Origin of the sequence: Streptomyces candidus (genome assembly GCF_014207445.1) — a bacterium.
Lineage (GTDB): Bacteria > Actinomycetota > Actinomycetes > Streptomycetales > Streptomycetaceae > Streptomyces > Streptomyces candidus.
Genome location: NZ_JACHEM010000007.1, coordinates 290,665 through 314,928 on the forward strand (window position 1 = coordinate 290,665; position 24,264 = coordinate 314,928).

The window sequence follows — 24,264 nt, forward strand, 5'->3', positions numbered from 1 at the left end:
CGCTCCTGGCCCTGCGGGAGACCGCATCGGGCAGCGTGCCCGGAGGAGTCGCACTCACCGCCGTGCTGCTCCAGGCGCTCGGCGACGCCGCCATAGGGGCGCCGCTGTGGTGCGCCACCCGGGGCGCCGTGTCCGTGAACCGCGCGGACACTGTGGACCACCCGCTGCAGGCCGCCGTATGGGGGCTCGGCCGGGTCGCCGCGCTGGAGTACCCGGAGCGCTGGGGCGGTCTGATCGACCTCCCGGAGACCCTCGACGAGCGGACCGCCGCCGGCTTCGCCGGAGCACTGGCCGGCCTCGACGGCGAGGACCAGCTCGCGGTACGCACCTCCGCGGTGCTCGCCCGGCGCCTCGTACAGGCCCCCGGAAAGCTGACCGCCCGCACCTGGGACCCGAACGGCACCGTGCTGATCACCGGAGGCACCGGCGCCCTCGGCGCGCAGGTCGCCCTCCGGCTCGCCAAGGACGGCGTCCAGCACCTGGTGCTGCTCAGTCGCAGCGGTCTCGCGGCGCCCGGCGCCGACGCGCTGCGGGCCCGGCTCGACGGCCTCGGCACCACGGTCACCGTCGCGGCCTGCGATGTCGCGGACCGCGCCCAACTGGCCGCCGTACTCGCGGACATCCCGGCCGAGCACCCGCTCACCGGAGTGATCCACGCAGCCGGTGTACTGGACGACGGAGTACTCGACCGGCTCACCCCGGAGCGGTTCGAGGCGGTCTTCCGCTCGAAGGTCGCCTCGGCCCTCCTGCTCGACGAACTGACCCGTGGATCGGACCTCACGGCGTTCGTGCTCTTCTCATCCGCCTCGGCGGCCGTGGGCAACCCCGGCCAGGCCAACTACGCGGCGGCCAACTCGGTCCTGGACGCCCTCGCCGAACGGCGCAGGGCCCAGGACCTCCCGGCGACCTCGGTCGCCTGGGGAGCCTGGGGAGGCGGCGGAATGGCAGAAGGAGCCGGGGCCGACGAGGCCGCCAAGCGCGCCGGAGTCGGCGCCATGGACCCGGAACTGGCCTGCGAGACCATGCTCAGGCTGGTCATGGAACCCGAGCCGACCGCGGTCGTCGCGGAGGTCGCGCTGGACCGCTTCGTCGCGTCCTTCGGCACGGCCAGGCCCAGCGCCCTGCTCCGGGAGTTCCCCGGATACGACAGCATGGTGGCCGCCACGGCTGCGCCCGTGGACACCGCCGCCGGGACCGGGCTGCGGTACCGGCTCGCCGCCCTCTCGGCGAACCGGCGCCTGGAGACCGTCGTGGACCTGGTCCGCACCCAGGCCGCTCAGGTACTCAGCTACCCGGACACGGACGCGGTCGGCGCCGAGAAGTCATTCCGGGACCTGGGAGTCGACTCGCTCGGAGCCGTCGAGCTGCGCAACCAGCTCAACAAGGCGACCGGCCTGAACCTGTCCGCGACGCTGGTCTTCGACCACCCCACCTCCACCTCCCTCGCCGAACACGTCCTCGGACAGCTGATGCCCGAGGACGCGGCAGGGACCGACGGAGAAGAAGCGGAGATCCGGGCGCTGCTGGCTTCGGTACCGCTGGCACAACTGCGGGACATCGGTGTGCTGGAACCGTTGCTCCAGCTGGCAGGACGGGGCGGGAGCGCCCCGGCGAAAGACGACACGTCCGACGAGTCCATCGACTCGATGGCAGTGGCAGACCTGGTACGGGCCGCGCTCAACGGCCAGTCCGACCTGTAGCGCGAGAGTGACGGAGCAGACCATGAACGCCCCTACCGAGAACGCCCCCGCCGCCGGCGTCGTGGAAGCACTCCGCGCCGCGATGAAGGAGTCCGAGCGACTGCGGCGACAGAACAGAATGTTCGTCGCCGCGGCCAGGGAACCCATCGCCATCGTGGGAATGAGCTGCCGGTTCCCCGGAGAGGTCTACTCCCCGGAGGACCTCTGGGAGCTCGTCGCCTCCGGCACCGACGCCATCTCCGGATTCCCCACCGACCGCGGATGGGACCTGGACGCGCTGCGCGAGAGCACCACCGACGAGCGCGGCACCTCCGTCAGCCAACAGGGCGGATTCCTCAGCTGCGTGCCCGACTTCGACCCGGGGTTCTTCGGCATCTCGCCCCGCGAGGCCGTCACCATGGACCCCCAGCAGCGGCTGCTGCTGGAGACGACCTGGGAGGCCATCGAGCGGTCCGGCATCGACGCCACCCGGCTGCGCGGCACCCGTACCGGCGCCTTCATCGGCACCAACGGGCAGGACTACGCCTACCTCCTGGTCAGGTCGCTGGACGACGCGACCGGTGACGTCGGCACCGGCATCGCCGCCAGCGCCGTGTCGGGACGGCTCTCCTACGCGCTCGGCCTCGAAGGCCCGGCCATCACCGTCGACACCGCGTGCTCGTCCTCCCTCGTCGCGCTCCACCTGGCGGTGCAGTCCCTGCGCAACGGCGAGTGCGGACTGGCGCTCGCCGGTGGCGTCAACGTGATGTCCACCCCCGGCTCGCTCATCGAGTTCAGCCGACAGGGCGGCCTCGCCAGGGACGGCCGCTGCAAGGCCTTCTCCGAGTCGGCCGACGGCACCGGCTGGTCCGAGGGCGCCGGCGTCCTGATGCTGGAGCGCCTGTCCGACGCACAGCGCAACGGACACCCTGTCCTCGCCGTGATCCGGGGCTCCGCGGTCAACCAGGACGGCGCCTCCAACGGCTTCACCGCGCCCAACGGCCCCTCGCAGCAGCGCGTGATCCGTCAGGCACTCGCCAACGCCAACCTCGGCCCGGCCGACGTGGACGCCGTGGAGGCCCACGGCACCGGCACGCCGCTGGGCGACCCCATCGAGGCGCAGAGCCTGCTCACGGGCTACGGCCAGGACCGGGACCGCCCGCTGCTGCTCGGTTCCGTGAAGTCCAACATCGGCCACACGCAGGCCGCTTCCGGCGTCGCCGGCGTCATCAAGATGGTCATGGCGATGCGGCACGGCGTCGTGCCGAAGACCCTGCACGCGGACGAGCCGTCCTCGCACGTCGACTGGTCGGCGGGCAAGGTCGAACTGCTCACCGAAGCGCGCGAGTGGCCGGACTCCGGCCGCCCGCGCCGCTCCGGTGTCTCCTCCTTCGGGGTCAGTGGCACCAACGCCCATGTGATCGTCGAGCAGGCGCCGCACGCCGACACGACCCCCGCCGAGCCGGAGGAGACCGCCCCCGCGCGCCGCGCGACCGCGGTGCCGTGGATCGTCTCCGGCCGGACCGCCGAAGCACTCCGCGACCAGGGCGCCGCGCTGCTCAGCAGGCTGGAGCGCGAGCCCGGCCTGCGCGCGGTGGACACCGCACTGTCCCTGGCGACGTCCAGGGCGAGCCTGGAGCACCGCCTCGCCGTCGTCGCGGACGAGGACGGCGGCGCAGGGCGTGCGGCACTGGCGGCCTGGCTCAAGAACGGCACGGCGTCCGGCACGGTGGAGGGCCTGGTCTCGGGACGCACGAAGAGTGCGGTGTTGTTCTCGGGTCAGGGTTCGCAGCGGCTGGGGATGGGCCGGGAGCTGTACGGCCGGTTCCCGGTGTTCGCGGAGGCGCTGGATTCGGTACTGGTGCTGCTGGACAGCGAGTTGGGCCGTTCGCTACGTGAGGTGATGTGGGGCGAGGACGCCGAGCTCCTGAACGAGACGGGCTTCACCCAGCCCGCGTTGTTCGCCATCGAGGTGGCGTTGTTCCGCCTGGTGGAGTCGTGGGGTGTGGTCCCGGACTTTGTGGCGGGGCACTCCATTGGTGAGATCGCTGCGGCGCATGTGGCGGGGGTGTTCTCGCTGGAGGATGCCTGCAAGTTGGTGGCGGCGCGGGCACGGCTGATGCAGGCGCTGCCGGCCGGTGGTGCGATGGTGGCGGTGCAGGCGACGGAGGACGAGGTGTTGCCGCTGCTGGCCGAGCGGGAGAGCCGGGTCTCGATCGCGGCCGTCAACGGCCCGTCGTCGGTAGTGGTTTCCGGTGACGAGCGGGCGGCCTTGGAGGTGGCGGCTCAACTCGCCGAGCTGGGGCGTAAGACGACGCGTCTGCGGGTTTCGCACGCGTTCCACTCGCCGTTGATGGATCCGATGCTGGAGGAGTTCCGCACGGTCGCGGAGAGTCTGTCGTATGCCGAGCCGGTCATCCCGGTGGTGTCTAACCTGACGGGGGTGGTGGCGTCGGCCGAGGAGCTGTGCTCGGCCGGGTACTGGGTACGTCACGTCCGTGAGGCCGTGCGCTTCGCCGACGGCATCCGGTCCCTCGCCGAACAGGGTGTGACGACGTTCCTGGAGCTGGGCCCGGACGGGGTGCTCTCCGCCATGGCGCAGGAGTCCGTGTCCGAGGGGGCCGTGACCGTACCGGCACTCCGCAAGGGGCGTGACGAGGAAGACACGCTCGTCAGCGCGCTGTCCCAACTGCACGTCCGAGGCGTGAAGGTGGAGTGGGCGGCGTTCTTCGCGGGCACCGGCGCCCAGCCGGTGGATCTGCCGACGTACGCCTTCCAACACGAGCGCTACTGGCCGAAGACGACCTTCCAGCCGGCCGACGCCACCGGTCTCGGACTCGCGTCCGCCAACCACCCGCTGCTCGGCGCCGCCATGTCCGTGGCAGGGTCCGACGAACTTCTGCTGACGGGCACCCTCTCGCTGGCCACCCACCCCTGGCTGGCCGACCACGTCGTCAGCGGGATGGTCTTCTTCCCCGGCACCGGCTTCCTCGAACTCGCCATCAGGGCCGCCGACCAGGCCGGTTGCGACCGCGTCGAAGAACTGATGCTGGCCGCCCCGCTCATCCTGCCGCGCACCGGCGCCGTCCAGGTGCAGATCTCCATCGGTGGCGCGGACGAGGAGGGCCGCCGCGAGCTGCGCTTCTACACCCGCCCCGCCGACGCCCGCGACGACGAGTGGACGCTGCACGCCTCCGGGCGGATCGGCAACGGCGAGCAGGTACTCGCCTTCGACGGAGCCGTATGGCCGCCCAAGGGCGCCACCGTGGTGGACATCGAAGGGCTCTACGACCGCTACGCGAGCAACGGACTCGACTACGGCCCGGTCTTCCGCGGTCTGCGCGCCGTCTGGCGCCGGGACACGGAGATCTTCGCCGAGGTCGCCCTCGACCGCGCTGTCGGCGACGCCGGTGACTTCGGTGTGCACCCGGCCCTGCTCGACTCCGTCCTGCACAGCACGGTCTTCGCCAGCGCGGACGGCGACGACCGCAGTCTTCTGCCCTTCGCGTGGAACGGGGTCTCCCTGCACGCCTCCGGGGCCTCCACCCTGCGCGTCCGGGTGACCAGCAACGGCCAGGACTCCGTACAGCTCGCCGCCGTCGACGTACAGGGCGAACCGGTGATCTCCGTGGACTCGCTGATTCTGCGGGCAGCCGGGCCGCAGCCCGCCGACACCGGCCGTCGGGACGAACTGAACTCTCTCTTCCGCGTCGACTGGGTGCCCGGCACGCCGGAGAAGGTGCCCGCGGACACCACCTGGGTGGTACTCGGCACCGACGAACTCGGGCTGGGCGCGGCCCTCGCCTCGACCGGCGCCGTCAGTCTCGGCGCCCCGGCGGCCACCCTCGCCGACCTGGCGGCCCGGGACGACGCGGCCGTTCCGGCCATCGTGGTCGTGCCGCTCCGGGGCGACAGCGCGCGCGGCGCGGAGTCGGCCCACGAACTCGCCCTCCACACCCTGACCCTGGTCCAGCAGTGGCTGGCCGAGGAGCGGTTCGCCGACTCGCGGCTGGTGTTCGTCACCCGTGGCGCCGTCGAGGACGCCCACGGGGGCGTCACCGATGTCGCCGCCTCCTCGGTGTGGGGCCTGGTGCGCTCCGCGCAGGCGGAGAACCCCGGACGGTTCCTGCTCGTGGACGCCGACGACGCCGACGAGTCGGCGCCCGTACTCCCCGGACTGCCGGGCCTGGTGGACGCCGACGAGCCCCAGGCACTGGTCCGCGAAGGTGCGCTGCGGGTGGGACGGCTCGCCCGGCTGGAGTCCGGCACGGGCCTGGTACCCCCGACGGGCGGGCCCTGGCGGCTGGACAGCAGGGCCAAGGGCAGCCTGGACGGGCTGACCCTGGCACCCTTTCCCGAGGTCCTTGAGCCGCTGACCGGTCACCAGGTACGGATCGAGGTCCGCGCCGCCGGTGTCAACTTCCGCGACGTCCTCAACGCCCTGGGCATGTACCCCGGCGACGCCGGGCTGTTCGGCTCCGAGGCGGCCGGCGTCGTGGTCGAGACCGGACCCGATGTCACCGGACTGAACGTCGGCGACCGGGTCATGGGCATGCTCTTCGGCGGCTTCGGCACCCATGTGGTGGGCGACGAACGCATGATGACCCCCATCCCCGAGGGGTGGTCGTGGGAGGTTGCGGCGTCGGTGCCGTTGGTGTTTTTGACGGCGTATTACGCGTTGGTGGAGTTGGGTGGGGTGCGGCCGGGGGAGAAGGTGCTGATCCATGCCGGTGCGGGTGGTGTGGGTATGGCGGCGGTTCAGGTGGCGCGTCATCTGGGTGCGGAGGTCTTCGCGACGGCGAGTGAGGGCAAGTGGGAGGTGTTGCGTTCGTTGGGGGTGGCGGACGATCACATTGCGTCGTCGCGGTCGACGGAGTTCGAGGGGGCGTTCCGTGCGGTCAGTGGTGGGGGTGTGGATGTTGTTCTGAACTCGTTGGCGGGTGAGTTCGTGGATGCGTCGTTGCGTCTGGTGGGTGCGGGTGGGCGTTTCCTGGAGATGGGCAAGACGGATGTGCGGGCGGCGGGGGATGTGCCGGCGGGGGTGGAGTACCGGGCGTTCGATTTGGGGTGGGTGGATCCGGTGGGGATCCAGCGGATGCTGTCGGTGGTGGTGGAGTGGTTCGGGCGTGGGGTTGTGGAGCCGTTGCCGGTGCGGGTGTGGGATGTGCGCCGGGCGAGGGAGGCGTTTCGGTTCATGAGTCTGGCGCGGCATGTGGGCAAGATCGTGTTGTCGATGCCGCGGGTGTGGGATGCGCGGGGCACGGTGTTGGTGACGGGTGGTACGGGTGGTCTGGGTGGGGTGCTGGCGCGTCATTTGGTGGCGGAGCGTGGGGTGCGGCATCTGCTGTTGACCAGTCGGCGTGGGTGGGAGGCGCCGGGGGCGGTGGAGCTGGCGGGTGAGTTGCGGGCGCTGGGTGCGTGTGTGGAGGTGGCGGCGTGCGATGTGGCTGATCGTGAGGCGCTGGCGGGGTTGTTGGCGTCGGTGGCGGTGGAGCATCCGCTGACGGCGGTGGTGCATACGGCGGGTGTGCTCGATGACGGTGTGGTCGGTTCGCTGAGTGCGGAGCGGTTGGCGGGGGTGCTGCGTCCGAAGGTCGACGCGGCGTGGAATTTGCACGAGCTGACCCGCGACCTCGACCTCGCCGCCTTCGTCCTCTACTCGTCCACCGCCGGCGTCATGGGCAGCCCCGGACAGGCCAACTACGCGGCGGGCAACACTTTCCTCGACGCCCTGGCCGCCCACCGCCGCGCCCTCGGCCTGCCCGGCCTCTCCCTGGCCTGGGGCGCCTGGGAACAGGGCGTGGGCATGACCGCCGCGCTGGAGGACCACGACGTGCGCCGCGTCAGCAGCGGCTCCGGAATGCCGCTGATCGCGGTGGAGCGCGGCCTCGCACTGTTCGACGCCGCGACCACGAGCGACGAGGCACTGATCGTCCCGCTTGCCGTCTCCGGCGGTACGATCCCGTCCGCTGACGGCGTCCCCGCCCTCCTGCGCGGCCTGGTGCGCAGCGGCCGCCGCGCCGCCAAGGGCGGAGCCTCGGCGGTGTCCCGCGCGAGCCTCGTCGAGCGGCTCGCGGCGCTGCGCGAGGACGAGCGGCCCCGGCTGCTCGCCGACCTCGTCCGCACCGAGGCCGCGGCGGTGCTTGCCCACTCCTCGCCCGAAGGCATCGCCGTGGAGCGGGAGTTCCGGCAGCTCGGCTTCGACTCGCTGACCGCCGTCGAACTGCGCAACCGGCTGGCGAGCGCCACCGGACTGACACTGCCCGCGACCCTGATCTTCGACTACCCGACACCGGCCCGGCTCGCCGCCCAGCTGCTCGACCAGCTGGCAGGCGACGGCGCCGCCGCGACGGTCGCCGTACGCGAGTCGCGCGACGACTCCGACGCCGCCGACGACCCGATCGCGATCGTCGGCATGAGCTGCCGCTTCCCCGGCGGCGTGGACTCGCCCGAAGGCCTCTGGGACCTGGTGCTCTCCGGCGGTGACGCCATCTCCGGCTTCCCCGACGACCGCGGCTGGCAGGCCGACACCACCATCGGCGCGACCGAGGGCCAGGGCGGATTCCTCCGGGACGTCGCCGACTTCGACGCCGGATTCTTCGGCATCTCACCGCGCGAGGCCGTCGCCATGGACCCGCAGCAGCGCGTCCTGCTCGAAGTCTCCTGGGAGGCCGCCGAACGGGCGGGCATCGACCCGGCCACCCTGCGCGGCAGTCGCACCGGCGTCTTCGTCGGCGTCAGCGGCCAGGACTACGTCGGCCTCGTCATGCGGGCGAAGGACGACATGGCGGGCCACGCCACCACCGGCCTCGCGGTCAGTGTCGTCTCCGGCCGGCTGGCCTACGCGCTCGGCCTGGAGGGCCCGGCGATGTCGGTCGACACCGCATGCTCGTCCTCCCTCGTCTCTCTGCACCTCGCGGCCCAGGCCCTGCGCAGCGGCGAGTGCTCGCTCGCCCTCGCGGGCGGCGTGACGGTAATGGCCACCTCCGCCAACTTCGCCGGCTTCTCCCGCATGGGCGGACTGGCCGGCGACGGCCGGTGCAAGGCCTTCTCCGACTCCGCCGACGGCACGGGCTGGTCCGAGGGCGCGGCCGTGCTGGTCCTGGAACGGCTGTCGGACGCACGGCGCAACGGGCACAAGGTACTGGCGGTCGTACGCGGCAGCGCCGTCAACCAGGACGGCGCGTCCAACGGTCTGACGGCGCCCAACGGCCCCGCGCAGCAGCGCGTGATCCGTCAGGCGCTCGCCAACGCCGGACTGTCTCCGGCCGACGTGGACGCCGTGGAGGCCCACGGCACCGGAACACCGCTCGGCGACCCGATCGAGGCGCAGGCGCTGCTGGCCACCTACGGCCAGGACCGCGACCACGAACTGCCGCTGCTGCTGGGCTCCGTGAAGTCCAACATCGGCCACACCCAGGCCGCGGCGGGCGCCGCCGGTCTGGTCAAGACGGTGATGGCCCTGCGCCACGGGACGCTCCCGAGGACGCTGCACCTGACCGAGCCCTCGACGCACGTCGACTGGTCGGCCGGCGCCGTGCAGCTGCTGGCCGACAACACCGCGTGGCCGCAGACCGGACGCGCCCGCCGGGCCGGCGTCTCGTCCTTCGGCATCAGCGGAACGAACGCGCACGTCGTCCTGGAACAGGCGGACCCGGAGCCGGACACCGACGCGCCGACGGCCCCCCGAACCACCCCGGACGTCGTGCCGTGGCTCGTATCGGCCAAGAGCGAAGCGGCGCTGGACGGACAGATCGGCCGGCTGCGGCACTTCGCACGGGAGCACACCCGGCGGGCCGCGGTCGACGTCGGCCACTCCCTGGCGACGGGCCGCTCCCTCTTCGAGCACCGCGCGGTACTGCTGGCGACCACCGAGGGCATCCCGGAGATCGCCCGGGGCCTGGCCACCGAACAGACGACGGCAGTGCTGTTCTCCGGGCAGGGCTCGCAACGGCTGGGGATGGGCCGGGAACTGTACGGCCGCTTCCCGGTGTTCGCCCAGGCACTGGACTCCGTACTCGCCGCGCTGGAAGGCGAGACGGGCCGCCCGCTGGGGGCGGTGATGTGGGGTGACGACGCCGAGCTGCTCAACGGGACGGGCTGCACCCAGCCCGCGCTGTTCGCGGTCGAGGTGGCTTTGTTCCGGCTGGTGGAGTCCTGGGGGGTGACCCCGCACTTCGTGGCGGGGCACTCCATCGGTGAGATCGCCGCCGCGCACGTGGCGGGGGTGTTCTCGCTGGAGGACGCCTGCACGCTGGTGGCGGCGCGGGCACGGCTGATGCAGGCACTGCCGGCCGGCGGCGCGATGGTCGCGGTACGGGCGACGGAGGACGAGGTCCTGCCACTGCTGTCCGGCGGGGTGTCGATCGCCGCGGTCAACGGCCCCTCGTCGGTGGTGATCTCCGGCCACGAGGACGAGGTCCTGGCCGTCGCGGCGCGACTGGAGGAGGACGGCCGCAAGGCCACCCGGCTGCGGGTGTCCCACGCCTTCCACTCGCCGCTGATGGACCCGATGCTGGAGGAGTTCCGCACGGTCGCGGAGAGCCTGTCGTACGCCGAGCCCACCCTCCCCGTGGTGTCGAACCTGACCGGAGCCGTGGCATCCGCCGGTGAACTGTGCTCCGCCGCGTACTGGGTACGCCATGTCCGCGAGGCCGTGCGCTTCGGCGACGGCATCCGCGCCCTCGCCGAACAGGGCGTGACCACGTTCCTGGAGCTGGGCCCCGACGGCGTGCTCTCCGCGATGACCCGCGAGTCCGCGCCCCCGACCGCCGTGGTCGTCCCGGCGCTGCGCAAGGACCGCGGCGAGGAAACCGCGCTGGTCACCGCGCTGTCCCAGTTCCATGTCGCGGGTGGTGCCCTCGACTGGACCAAGCTCTTCGAGGGCACCGGCGCCCGGCAGACCGACGTGCCGACCTACGCCTTCCAGCGCGAGCGGTTCTGGCCCGAACTCGTCACCGCGGCCCCCGCCGACGGTACGGACCCGGCCGACGCGGAGTTCTGGGCCGCGGTGGAACGGGAGGACCTGGAGTCCCTCGCGGCGGGGCTCGACGTGGACGGCGCCTCACTCGGGGCCGTACTGCCCGCCCTGTCGTCGTGGCGCACGCGCCGCAAGGCCCGCTCCGCCGTGGACGCGTGGCGCTACCGGCAGAGCTGGAAGCCGCTGGCGGTCAGCGGCTCCGCCGGGCCCCTGCCGGGGACCTGGCTGGTGCTGACGCCCGCGGCCGGCACCGCCGACACGTGGGTGACCTCGCTCGTCGACGCGCTCGGCCAGGCCGCCGTACGCGTGGACGCCGGCACGACCGGACTCGTCGAGCGGCTCACCGAGGCCGCGTCCGACGCCCCGGCCGGGATCGCGGGCGTGCTGTCGCTGCTGGCCCTCGACGAGTCGGCCGGCCCCTGTGGCGTGCCGGCGGGCCTGACCGCCACCGCCGCCCTCACCCGGGCTCTGGGTGACGCGGGTCTCACGGCCCCCCTGTGGGCCGTCACACGTGGCGCCGTCTCCACCGTCCGCTCCGAGCCGCTCGCCAGTCCGGCGCAGGCCGCGGTATGGGGCCTCGGCCGCGTCGCGGCCCTCGAACAGCCCCAGCGCTGGGGCGGACTGGTCGACCTGCCCGAAGAACTCGACGCGCGGACGGTACGCCGCTTCCTCGCCGTACTGACCGGCCAGGACGGCGAGGACCAGGTCGCGGTCCGCGCCTCGGGCGTGTTCGGCCGCCGGATGGTCACCGCGCCCACCCCGCAGAGCGCGGGCGCGGACCACACCGAGGAGCGGTGGCGGCCCTCCGGCACGGTGCTCGTCACCGGTGGCACGGGCGCGCTGGGCGCTCATGTCGCGCGGCGGCTGGCGAGGGAGGGCGTGCCGCACCTGGTGCTGCTGAGCCGACGCGGGCCGCAGGCCCCCGGCGCCGAGGAACTGCGGGACGAACTGGTCGCTCTCGGCGCCCGGGTGACCCTCACCGCCGGTGACGCGGCCGACCGCGACGACCTGACCGCGGTGCTCGCGGCCGTCCCCGAGGACTGTCCGCTGACCGGTGTGGTGCACACGGCGGGTGTGCTGGACGACGGGGTGCTGGCCGGGCTGACGGCCGAGCGGTTCGACACGGTGTTCCGCTCCAAGGTCGCCTCCGCCCTGCTGCTCGACGAACTGACCCGCGAGCTCGACCTGTCGGTGTTCGCCCTGTTCTCCTCGGTGGCGGGCTCCGTCGGCAACCCCGGCCAGGCCAACTACGCGGCGGCCAACGCCGTCCTCGACGCACTGGCCGAGCGGCGCCGCACCCTCGGCCTGCCCGCGACCTCGATCGCCTGGGGCGCCTGGGGCGGCGGCGGCATGGCGGACCAGTCGGCCCGCGCCGGCCACGCCACCCCCGCGGACGGACCCGGCGCGCTCGACCCGGAGCTGGCCGTCTCCGCCCTGCTCCACGTCGTCGTGGAACCCGAACCGACCGTGGTCCTCGCCGACCTTCAGCAGCCGCGGCTGCTGAACGCCCTGCTGAGCCTGCGCCCCAGCCCGCTGCTCGCCGACCTGCCCGAGGCGCGCAAGGCGCTGACGGCGGTGCACGAGGCGCACCGCGAAGGCGCGACGGCCGCCTCCGGGCTGCGCGAGCAGCTGCGCGAGGCCACCGGGCTCCGGCGGACCGCCGTACTGCTCGACCTCGTCCGTACCCAGGCCGCCGCGGTACTCGGCCACACCGGAGCCGACGCGATCAAGGGCGACAAGGCCTTCCGCGACCTCGGCTTCGATTCGCTGACCGCGGTCGAACTGAGCAACCGGCTCGCCCGGACGACCGGTCTGGCACTCCCCGCAGGCCTGGTCTTCGACTACCCGACCGCACACGCGCTGGCCGGCCACCTCGTCGCCGAACTGCTCGGCGACGACAGAGACCCGGCGTCCGCCACACCCGCCGCCCCCACCGCGGTCACCGACGACCCGGTCGTCGTCGTCGGCATGGCCTGCCGCTTCCCCGGCGGGGTGCGCTCGCCCGAGGACCTGTGGCAGCTGCTCACCGAGGGCCGCGACGGGATCGCCGGGTTCCCCACCGACCGCGGCTGGAACCTCGACGTCCTCGCGGGCGCCGGCCAGGGCCGCAGCGCCACCCGCGAAGGCGGATTCCTCTACGACGCCGCCGACTTCGACCCCGGCTTCTTCGACATCTCCCCGCGTGAGGCCCTCGCCATGGACCCGCAGCAGCGGCTGCTGCTGGAGACCGCCTGGGAGGCGTTCGAGCGGACCGGGACCGACCCGGCCGCACTGCGCGGCAGCCGGACGGGTGTGTTCGTCGGCACCAACGGCCAGGACTACGCCAACCTGATCCTCAAGGCGAACGAGGACGTGGAGGCCCACGCCGGGACGGGGCTGGCCGCCAGCGTCATCTCCGGCAGGCTCTCCTACGCCTTCGGCTTCGAGGGCCCCGCCGTCACCGTGGACACCGCCTGCTCCTCCTCGCTGGTCGCCCTGCACTGGGCCGCCCAGGCGCTGCGCGCCGACGAGTGCTCCATGGCACTGGTCGGCGGCGTCACCGTGATGTCGACCGCGACGAGCTTCGCCGGATTCACCCGGCAGGGCGGACTCGCCCCGGACGGACGCTGCAAGGCGTTCTCCGACTCGGCCGACGGCACCGGATGGTCGGAGGGCGTCGGGGTGATCGTCGTCGAGCGGATGTCCGACGCCCGGCGCAACGGCCACGAGATTCTGGCCGTCCTGCGGGGTTCCGCCGTCAACCAGGACGGCGCGTCCAACGGACTCACCGCCCCCAACGGCCCCTCCCAGCAGCGCGTCATCCGCCAGGCCCTGGCCGCCGGCGGCCTCACCCCGGCCGATGTGGACGCCGTCGAGGCGCACGGCACCGGCACCACGCTGGGCGACCCCATCGAGGCCGGCGCCCTCCTGGCGACCTACGGGCGCGACCGGGACACCGAGCGGCCCCTGCTGCTCGGATCGGTCAAGTCCAACCTCGGACACACCCAGGCCGCCGCCGGTGTCGCCGGCGTACTGAAGACGGTGCTGGCGCTGCGGCACGGCACACTGCCCCGGACGCTGCACGTCAGCGAGCCCTCGACCCGGGTCGACTGGGCCTCGGGCGCCGTCGAGCTGCTGACCGGGCCGCGCGCGTGGCCGGAGACCGGGCGCGCCCGCCGCGCCGGTGTGTCGTCCTTCGGCATCAGCGGCACCAACGCGCACGTCATCCTGGAGCAGGCCCCGCCCGCCGAGCCGGTGGCCGCCCCGCCCGCCTCCGGGACGGCACCCGCCGTCGTGCCGTGGCTCGTGGCGGGCAAGAGCGAAGCGGCGCTCGACGCACAGCTGGAGCGGCTGCGGTCCTTCGTGGCGGCCCGCCCCGACCTGTCCCCGGCCGACATCGGACGGTCGCTGTTCGAGGGCCGGTCGGCCTTCGAGCACCGGGCCGTGCTGCTGTCCCCGGCCACCGGCGCGGACGCGTCCGCGCCGGTCGTGGCCAGGGGAGTGGCCGTGGAACGCCCGACGGCCGTCCTCTTCTCCGGCCAGGGCAGCCAGCGGCTGGGCATGGGCCGCGAACTGTACGCACGCTTCCCGGTGTTCGCCGACGCCCTCGACTCCGTCCTGGCCTACCTGGACGCGGATGCGGACCGCCCGCTGCGCGAGGTGATCTGGGGCGAGGACGCCGGACTGCTCAACCGCACCGCGTACACCCAGCCCGCGCTGTTCGCGGTCGAGGTGGCTTTGTTCCGGCTGGTGGAGTCCTGGGGGGTGTCCCCGGACTTCGTGGCCGGGCACTCCGTCGGTGAGATCGCCGCCGCGCACGTGGCGGGGGTGTTCTCGCTGGAGGACGCGGCCCGCCTGGTCACCGCCCGCGCCCGGCTGATGGACGCGCTGCCCGAGGGCGGCGCCATGGTCGCCGTCGAGGCGACGGAGGACGAGGTCCGGCCGCTGCTGTGCGACCGGGTGGCGATCGCCGCCGTCAACGGTCCCACGGCGGTGGTGATCTCCGGCGACGAGGACCGGGTGCTGAAGGCCGCCGAGCGGCTGACGGCCCAGGGACGCAGGACGAGTCGGCTCCCGGTGAGCCACGCGTTCCACTCGCCTCTGACGGACCCGATGCTGGAGGAGTTCCGGGCGGTCGCCGAGAAGCTCACCTACCACCCGCCGCGCATCGCGCTCGTGTCGAACCTGACGGGCGAGCCGGCCACGGACGGCCGGCTGGGCACCGCCGACTACTGGGTACGGCACGTGCGCGAGGCCGTCCGCTTCGCCGACGGCGTGCGCACCCTCGCGGCCAACGGCGTCGGCGCCTTCCTGGAGCTGGGCCCCGACGGAGTGCTGTCCGCCCTGGTCCGCGCCTGCGTGCCCGACGAGAGCGTGGTGGTGCCCGTCCTGCGCAAGGACAGGCCCGAGGAAGCGACCGCCCTCACCGCCCTGGCCCGACTGCACGCCCACGGCGCCGCGGCCGACTGGAGCGGTGTCTTCTCCGGCACGGGCGCCCGGCGTACCGAACTGCCGACCTACGCGTTTCAGCGCGAGCGCTACTGGCCCCGGACGTCCGTGGCCGCGCCGGGCGACGCCTCCGGCCTCGGCCTGGTGGCCGCCGGACACCCGCTGCTGGGCGCCGCGACCACGGTGGCCGGCTCCGACGACTTGGTCCTCACCGGCCGCCTGTCGCTTCCGGCGCTGCCCTGGCTGGCGGCCCACCGGACCGCGGAAGGCCATGTGCCGCTGCCCGCTGCGGCCCTCGCCGAACTGGCCGTACGCGCCGGTGACGAGGTCGGCTGCGCGCTGGTCGAGGAACTGACCCTGGAGAGCGGGCTGTTCGTACCGGACGAGGGCGCCGTGCGCATCCAGGTACGGGTGGGCGCCGCCGACGAGGCGGGCCGCCGGCCCCTGGACGTGCACGCCCGCAGGGAGTCCGCAGAGGACCTGCCGTGGACCCGCCACGCCACCGGAGTGCTGAGCGCCGGTGACCGGACAACGACGCCGGACACCCCGTTCGACACCACCGTCTGGCCGCCCGCGGGCGCCGAAGCCCTCCCGTTCGCCCACGCCACCGGACGGGCCGGGACCGGAGCGGCCTGGCGGCTGGACGGCGCGGTGTACGCGGAGGTCTCGCTCGCCGAGGAGGCGGGCGCGGACGGGGCGTTCACCCTGCACCCGACGCTGCTGGAGACCGCCGTCCGCGCGGCCGCACTGCTCGACGCGGAAGCGCGGGCCGGGGGAGTCGAAGCCGTCGCCTGGCACGGGCTGACCCTGCACGCGGGCGCCGCCACGGCGCTGCGGGTACGGCTGACCGCCACCGGCGAGGACACCGTCTCGCTGACGGCCGTCGACCCGCAGGGCGCACCGGTGCTCTCCGCCCGCTCGCTGACCGTCCGCCCGCTCGCCGCCGCGCCGGAGGTGGCGCCGGCCACGGAGCCCGCTCCGCTGCTCGGCGTCGCATGGGAGACGACACCGGTGCCCGCGGCGGCGTCCGCGCCCCCTGCCGCCCTGCGCTGGGCGGTCGTCGGCGCGGACCCGGCGGGCCTGACGGCCGCACTGGACGCGGTGGACGGGGTGTCCACCGCACGCGCCGGGTCGCTGGCCGCGCTGCTGGCGGCCGACGGGCCGTTCCCCGACGTCGTACTGGCCCCCCTCACCGGGGAGCCGGCCGAGGGCGGGAGCGTCCCGGACGCCCTGCGGATCACGACCGCCGCCGCCCTCGATCTGCTGCGCTCCTGGTCGGCCGATCCCCGGGCCGCCGCGGCGCGGCTGGTGTTCGTCACCCGTGGCGCGGTCGGCGTCGGCACCGAGCACCTGCGCGACCTGGCCGCCGCTCCCGTGTGGGGCCTGGTGCGCTCCGCCCAACTGGAGGAGCCCGGCAGTTTCTTCCTGCTCGACCTCGACGACCCCGACGCCCTCCCCGCGGCGCTCACCGCGCTGCCGGGGCTGCTGGACGCCGGTGAGTCCCAGGCGGTGCTGCGCGACGGCGTCGTACGGGTGGCCCGCCTGTCCCGTCTGCCCGCCAGCAGCGCCGCCCCGGCCCCGGACGGGATCGGCTCCTGGGACCGCGACGGCACCGTACTGATCACCGGAGGCACCGGCGGCCTCGGCAGCGCGCTCGCCACCCACCTGGTGACCGCGCACGGCATCAAGCACCTGCTGCTGGCCGGCCGTCGCGGCCTCGACGCACCCGGGGCGCGGGAGCTGCGGGCCGAACTGACCTCCCTGGGCGCCGAGGTGACCGTCGCGGCCTGCGACGTCGGCGACCGTACGGCGCTCTACGCGCTGCTGTCCGGCCTGCCGGGCGAATACCCGCTCACCGCGGTGGTGCACACCGCCGGAGTGCTGGGCGACGCCACGATCGGCTCGCTCACCCCCGATCTGGTGGACCGGGTCCTGCGTCCCAAGGCGGACGCGGCCTGGTGGCTGCACGAGGCGACGCTGAGCCTCGGCCACGAGCCGGCCGCGTTCGTCCTGTACTCCTCGGTCGCCGGCGTGACCGGGGGACCGGGCCAGGGCAACTACGCCGCGGCCAACGCGTTCCTGGACGCGCTGGCCGGGCACCGCGCCGCCCTCGGCCTGCCCGCGGCCTCACTGGCCTGGGGCCCCTGGGCCCAGGACAGCGGCATGACCAGCACGCTGAGCGAAACCGACCTGCGGCGGATGTCCCGCTCGGAGCACGCCGTGCTGTCGGTGGAACAGGGCCTCGCCCTGTTCGACGCCGCCATGGCGCGCGACGAGGCGCTGGTCGTCCCGGTGCGGATGGCCGCCGGAGCGCCCCAGCCGGCCCAGGTCCCCGCGATCCTGCGCGGACTGATGGCCACGGGCCGCCGCACGGCCGCGCCCCACGCCCGCGCCACCTCCCTGGCGGACCGCCTGCACGCACTGGGGGAGCAGGACCGGGAGACGGCACTGGTCGAACTGGTGCGGTCCGACACCGCCGCCGTACTGGGGCACCCCTCCGCGGACGCGGTCCCGGCCGACCGGGACTTCAGCCGGCTGGGCTTCGACTCGCTGATGGCGGTGGAGCTGCGCACCAGGCTGGCCGCGTCCACCGGCGTACGGCTCCCCTCCACCCTCGTGTTCGACCACCCCACGCCGCTCGCCGTCGCCAGGCACCTCGCCCCGGCCCTGTTCGGCGCGGACACTCCCGGCGCGGACACCTCGCCGCTGACCGCGCTCGACCGGCTGGAGGCGGCACTCACCGAGGGCGGGATCGACGAGGTGACCAGGACCGGAGTCGCCGGGAGGCTGCGCCGCCTGCTCGCCAGGTGGGACGAGGCCGCACCCGAGACCGGCGGGGCCGTCGTCACCGAACGGATCGAGGCCGCCAGCGCCGACGAGATCCTCGCCTTCATCGACAACGAACTCGGCCGGTCGACGGACTCCTGACAGGGGCCCACTCCCCGCGCATGCCAACATCTGAGGAAGGTTCACGGACGATGCCGGACGAAAAGAAACTCGTCGAATACCTGAAGTGGGTCACGACGGATCTGCACCAGACCCGCCAACGGCTCCAGGAAGCCGAATCCGGCCGCCACGAACCGGTGGCGATCGTCGGAATGGGGTGCAGGTTCCCCGGCGGGGTCCGGTCTCCCGAGGACTTCTGGGAACTGCTCTCCTCCGGCCGGAGCGCGATCTCCGGGTTCCCCGACGACCGGGGCTGGGACCTGGCGGCCCTCGCCGGCGACGGCGAGGGGCGCAGCGCCACCCAGGAGGGCGGCTTCCTGCACGAGGCGCCGCACTTCGACCCCGCCTTCTTCGGCATATCTCCGCGCGAGGCCCTCGCCATGGACCCGCAGCAGCGGCTGCTCCTGGAAGTGTCCTGGGAGGCCATCGAACGTTCGGGCATCGACCCGAACACGCTGCGCGGCAGCAGGACCGGCGTCTTCGTCGGAACCAACTCCCAGGACTACACCCACCTGGTGCTCGCCTCGCGCGACGACATGGGCGGCTACGCGGGCAACGGACTGGCGGCCAGCGTCCTGTCGGGCCGGCTGTCCTTCGTCCTCGGTCTGGAGGGCCCGGCGGTCACCCTCGACACGGCGTGCTCGTCCTCGCTGGTGACCCTGCACCTGGCCGCCCAGGCCGTCCGCAACGGCGAGTGCTCGCTGGCGCTGGCCGGCGGCGCCACCGTGATGGCGACCTCCTCCAGCTTCGTCGGCTTCAGTGTCCAGGGCGGACTTGCCGCCGACGGACGCTGCAAGGCCTTCTCCGACTCCGCCGACGGCACCGCCTGGTCCGAGGGCGCGGGCATGCTGCTCGTCGAGCGGCTGTCCGACGCCCGGCGCAACGGACACCCCGTCCTGGCGGTGCTGCGCGGCAGCGCGGTCAACCAGGACGGCGCGTCCAACGGCCTGAGCGCCCCCAACGGTCCCTCCCAGCAGCGCGTCATCCGCCAGGCCCTGGCCGGGGCCGGCCTCTCACCGGCCGATGTCGACGCCGTCGAGGCGCACGGCACGGGCACCACTCTGGGCGACCCCATCGAGGCGGGCGCCCTGCTGGCCACCTACGGCCAGGACCGCGAGGAGCAGCGCCCGCTGTGGCTGGGCACGGTCAAGTCCAACATCGGCCACACCCAGGCGGCCGCGGGTGTCGCGGGCGTGATGAAAATGGTGCTCGCGCTGCGCGAAGGGGTGCTGCCCCGGACCCTGCACGTGGACGCGCCCTCCTCGCACGTGGACTGGGAGGCCGGTGACGTACGGCTGCTGACCGAGCCGGTCCCGTGGCCGCAGGGCGAGCGGGTGCGCCGCGCCGGAGTGTCGTCGTTCGGCATCAGCGGCACCAACGCGCATGTGCTCCTCGAACAGGCCCCGCCCGCCGAGGAGGCCGACGAGCCCGCCCCCGCGCCGGGGCTCGCGCCCACGACCGTTCCCTGGCCCGTGTCGGGCCGCGACGAGGCCGCGCTCGACGCCCAGCTTGCGCGCGTCCGCGCCCTCGCGGACGTACCGGGCCGCGACCCGCTGGACGTCGGCTTCTCCCTCGCCACCACCCGCTCCACGTTCGAGCACCGCGCGGTGCTCCTGGCCGCCGCGGGCGAGGGCGGCGCACTGGTCGAGGCGGCGCGCGGGGTGCCCGGCAAGGGCGCCGTGGCCGTGCTGTTCTCCGGCCAGGGCGCGCAGCGCCTCGGCATGGGCCGCGAACTGTACGCGCGTTTCCCCGTCTTCGCCGAGGCGCTGGACGAGGTACTGGCCCGGCTGGACAAGGAGCTGGACCGGCCGTTGCGCGAGGTCATGTGGGGCACGGACCCCGAGGCGCTGAACGACACCGGCTTCGCCCAGCCCGCCCTGTTCGCCGTCGGGGCCGCGCTGTACCGGCTGGTCGCCTCCTGGGGCGTGCGGCCGGACTTCCTGGCCGGGCACTCCGTCGGCGAGATCACGGCCGCGCACCTGGCCGGGGTGTTCTCGCTGGAGGACGCCTGCCGGCTGGTCTGCGCGCGGGCCCGCCTGATGCGCGAGCTGCCCGCGGGCGGCGCGATGGTCGCCGTACGCGCCACCGAGGCCGAGGTCCTGCCGCTGCTGACCGACGGGGTGTCCATCGCCGCGGTCAACGGCCCGGACGCGGTCGTCGTCTCCGGCGAGGAGGCCGCGGTGCTCCGCCTCGCGGACCGGCTTGCCCTGCAGGGCCGCAAAACCACCCGGCTCGCGGTCAGCCACGCGTTCCACTCGCCGCTCATGGAGCCCATGCTCGACGCCTTCCGCGCCGTGGCCGAGTCGCTGACCTACGGTGAGCCGTCGGTCCCCGTGGTGTCCAACCTGACCGGGGAGGTGGCCACCGCCGGTGAACTCGCCGACCCCGGCTACTGGGTGCGCCACGTCCGCGAGGCCGTACGGTTCGGCGACGGAGTGCGGACCCTGGCCGGCCGCGGTGTGGGGACGTTCCTGGAACTGGGCCCGGACGCGGTGCTCTCCGCCCTCGTACCGGAGTCCGTCCAGGACCCGGCCGTGGCGGCGCTGCCCGTGCTGCGCAAGGACACCTCCGAGGAGACCTCGGCCGTCACCGCCCTCGCCGCACTGTTCACGCGCGGAGTCGCCGTCGACTGGGCCGCGCTGTTCGCCGGCACGGGCGCGCGCCGGGTCGAGCTCCCGACGTACGCGTTCCAGCGCCGCCGGTACTGGCCCACGCTGCGCGCCGCCACCGGTGACGCCTCGGGCCTGGGCCTGATCGCCGCCGGGCATCCGCTGCTCGGCGCCGCGGTCACGATCGCCGACTCCGACGAGATCCTGCTCACCGGCAGACTGTCGGCGCAGTCCCACCCCTGGCTCGCCGACCACCGGGTCGACGGCCGGATCGTCCTGCCGGGCACAGCCCTGGCCGAACTCGCCGTACGCGCCGGTGACCAGGCCGGCCAGGACCGCGTCGAGGAATTGACCCTGCTCGCCCCGTTGGCTCCGCCCGAGCACGGTGCCCTCACCGTGCAGGTGCGCGTGGGCGCCCCGGACGAGACGGGCCGCCGCGCGCTGACCGTGCACTCCCGGCCCGCCGAAGAGGACACCGAGCCCTGGACGGCCCACGCCCGGGGCGTCCTGGCGACCGCCGGACCGGCCGACGAGCCCGGCGGACTCGACACCGCGGACTGGCCGCCGAGCGGCGCCGAGCCGGTCGGCACCGACGCTCTGTACGAGCGGCTCTCCGGCGCCGGACTGGACTACGGACCGGTGTTCGGGGGGCTGTCGGGCGTCTGGCGGCGCGACGGCGAGATCTTCGCCGAGGCGGCGCTGCCCACACCGGCCGAGGACGCCGGCGCGTACGGAATCCACCCCGCGCTGCTGGACGCCGCGATCCGCGCGGCGGGCTGCCTGGACCCCGACGCCCTCGCGGCCCCGGTCGTCCCCCTGTCCTGGAGTGGACTGACCCTGCACGCCACGGCTGCCTCCGCCCTGCGTGTACGGATCACCGCGACCGGCCCCGGTGAGGTGACCCTGACGGCGGCCGACGCGACGGGCGCCCCGGTGCTCTCCGTCGACACGCTGACCCTGGGCGCGCCCGGCGGGCAGCGCCCGGCGGCCACGCCCTCGGCAGGCGGCACCGACAAGGGCGCCTTCCTGGCGCTCGACTGGATGCCCGTGGCCACACCTGAGGCCACCACCGGCACCCGCTGGGCGGTCGTCGGCGACGACGAACTCGACCTGGGCTACGCGATGCACCGCGCCGACGAAACCGTCAGCGCCTACGCGGAGTCCCTGACCGGCGCGGTCGGCGACAGCGGCGTCGCCCCGGACGTCTTCCTGGTGCCCGTGGTGGGCGACCCGCAGGTCCCCGGGCCCGAGGCGGTACGTGCCCTCACCGCCCGCGTCCTGGGCCTGCTCCAGGAGTGGCTGGACGAGCCGCGCCTGGCCGGCGCGCGCCTGGTGTTCGTCACCCGCGGCGCCGTCGCCGTCGACGGCGAGGAGATCCGGGACGTGGCCGCCGCCGCGGTCTGGGGCCTCGTACGGTCGGCGCAGACGGAGAACCCCGGCAGCTTCCTGCTGGTCGACATGGACGACGCCTTCCGGTCGGTGGGCGTCCTGCCCGGACTGCTCACCCTCGACGAGCAGCAGCTGGTGGTGCGCGACCACACGATCAGGGCGGGTCGCCTCACCCGGCTGCCCGACACCGAGCAGACGCCCGAGACCCGGGGCGCGGCCCGGGCCTGGGACCCCGAGGGCACCGTACTGATCACCGGCGGGACCGGCGGCCTCGGCGGCGAACTGGCCCGCCACCTGGCCTCCGGGCACGGCGTACGCCGCCTCCTGCTGGCCAGCAGGAGCGGGCCGCAGGCTCCCGGCGCGAGTGAGCTGGTGGCCTCCCTGGCCGAGCTGGGCGCCGAGGCCACCGTGGTCTCCTGCGACCTGGCGGACCGGGCCGCGGTGAGCGCGCTGCTGGCCGGGGTGGACGCGGCGCACCCGCTGACCGCCGTCGTCCACACCGCCGGTGTGCTCGGCGACGCGATGACCGGCTCGCTCACCCCGGAGCTGATGGAGCGCGTCCTGCGGCCGAAGGTGGACGCGGCCTGGCATCTGCACGAGGCCACCCGTGAGCTGGATCTCGCCGGGTTCGTCCTGTACTCCTCGGTCTCCGGTGTCCTCGGCGGCCCCGGGCAGGGCAACTACGCCGCGGCCAACGCCTACCTGGACGCGCTCGCCCAGCACCGCAGGGACCAGGACCTGCCCGCCGTCTCCCTCGCCTGGGGCCCCTGGGGCCGGGGCAGCGGCATGACCAGTCATGTCAGCGCCACCGACCTGGAGCGCATGGCCCGGGGCGGCATGCCGCCGCTGGCCGTCGACCAGGGCCTCGCACTCTTCGACGCCGCGCTCCTGCGCGACCGCGCCACGGTCGTGCCCACCCGGATCAACGTCGCCGGGCTGCGCGAGCAGCAGGCACTGCCGGCGCTGTGGCGGGAGCTGGTCCCGCGCGCCCGCCGCTCCGCCGCCGCGGCGGACCGCTCGCCGGTCACCCTGCGCGAACGGCTGCGCCACCTCAAGCCCGCCGAGCAGGAGCGCCTGCTCGTCGAGCTGGTGGTGGGCTACTCCGCCGCGCTGCTCGGGCACCCCGACTCCAGCGGTGTGGACCCCGAACGCGGCTTCCTGGAGCTGGGGTTCGACTCGCTGGTCTCCGTCGGGCTGCGCAACCAGCTCGGCGAGGCGCTCGGACTGCGGCTGCCGAGCTCGGTGGTGTTCGACCACGCGACCCCCGTGAAGCTCGCGCGGATGCTCCACGGCGAACTGGCCGGGCAGCTCGCTCCGGGCGCACCGTCGGGAGGCCCCACGTCCGCCGCCGCGGGCCGGAGCCCGGACACGGACGAGACGCTGGAGGGCCTGTTCTACGGGGCGGTCAAGGCCGGGAAGATGGTCCAGGGCATGCGAATGCTGAAGGCCGTCGCCGACACCCGGCCCAGCTTCGAGTCCCCCGCCGACCTGGAGGAGCTGTCGCTCCCGGTCGTCCTGGCGGAGGGCCCGTCCACGCCCCGGCTGGTCTTCGTCAGCGCCCCCGGCGCCACCGGCGGCGTACACCAGTACGCGCGCATCGCGGCGCACTTCCGCGGCAAGCGGCACGTCAGCGCGCTGCCGCTCATGGGCTTCGCACCCGGCGAGCTGCTGCCGGCCACCAGTGAGGCCGCGGCCCGCATCGTGGCGGAGAGCGCCCTGCACGCCAGCGACGGCGAGCCCTTCGTCCTGGTGGGGCACTCCACGGGCGGCTCGCTCGCCTACCTTGCCGCCGGGGTGCTGGAGGAGACCTGGGGCGTCAAGCCCGAGGGGATCGTCCTGCTGGACACCGCGAGCATCCGCTACCAGCCGGGCGAGGGCAAGGACCTCGACCGGACCACCCGGTACTACCTGGCCGACATCGACTCGCCGTCGGTGACGCTGAACAGCGCCAGGCTCTCCGCGATGGCGCACTGGTTCATGGCGATGACCGACATCGAGACGGTGCCTTCGACGGCGCCGACGATGCTCGTGCGGTGCACGCGGTCGCACGACGGCTTCCTGTTCGACACCGCGGGCGTACCCGCGGACGACATCTGTGAGATCGACGCCGACCACCTGTCCCTCGCCAAGGAACACTCCGCGCTGACGGCGCGGACCATCGAGGAGTGGCTCGGCGGCCTGCCCGCCACCACGGAGGCGTGACCGTCCGGGGGCGGGCGGCGGGGACCCCGCC

Annotated in this window: 3 protein-coding genes (1 of these 3 only partly in view); all 3 read left to right on the top strand. The window is 74.1% G+C overall.

Annotation, left to right across the window (positions count from 1 at the left end; genetic code table 11):
• Tightly spaced (at most 50 nt apart), the 3 genes in view from HNQ79_RS16190 to HNQ79_RS16200 form a layout consistent with a single transcriptional unit that may run on beyond the window.
• On the top strand, window positions 1-1,700 hold the 3' portion of the coding sequence (locus HNQ79_RS16190) for a type I polyketide synthase (RefSeq protein ID WP_185031577.1). It extends 26,791 nt beyond the left edge of the window; 1,700 of the gene's 28,491 nt are visible here — the last part of the coding sequence; its start codon lies beyond the left edge, outside the window; its stop codon occupies window positions 1,698-1,700.
• Between the two features lie 22 nt (window positions 1,701-1,722).
• Complete coding sequence (locus tag HNQ79_RS16195) at window positions 1,723-18,015, top strand: type I polyketide synthase (RefSeq protein WP_185031579.1); 16,293 nt, start codon at window positions 1,723-1,725, stop codon at window positions 18,013-18,015.
• Window positions 18,016-18,065: 50 nt separating this feature from the next.
• Window positions 18,066-24,233 (top strand): type I polyketide synthase, encoded by a 6,168-nt coding sequence (locus HNQ79_RS16200; RefSeq protein WP_185031581.1) that lies wholly within the window; start codon window positions 18,066-18,068, stop codon window positions 24,231-24,233.
• Window positions 24,234-24,264 lie beyond the last annotated feature (31 nt).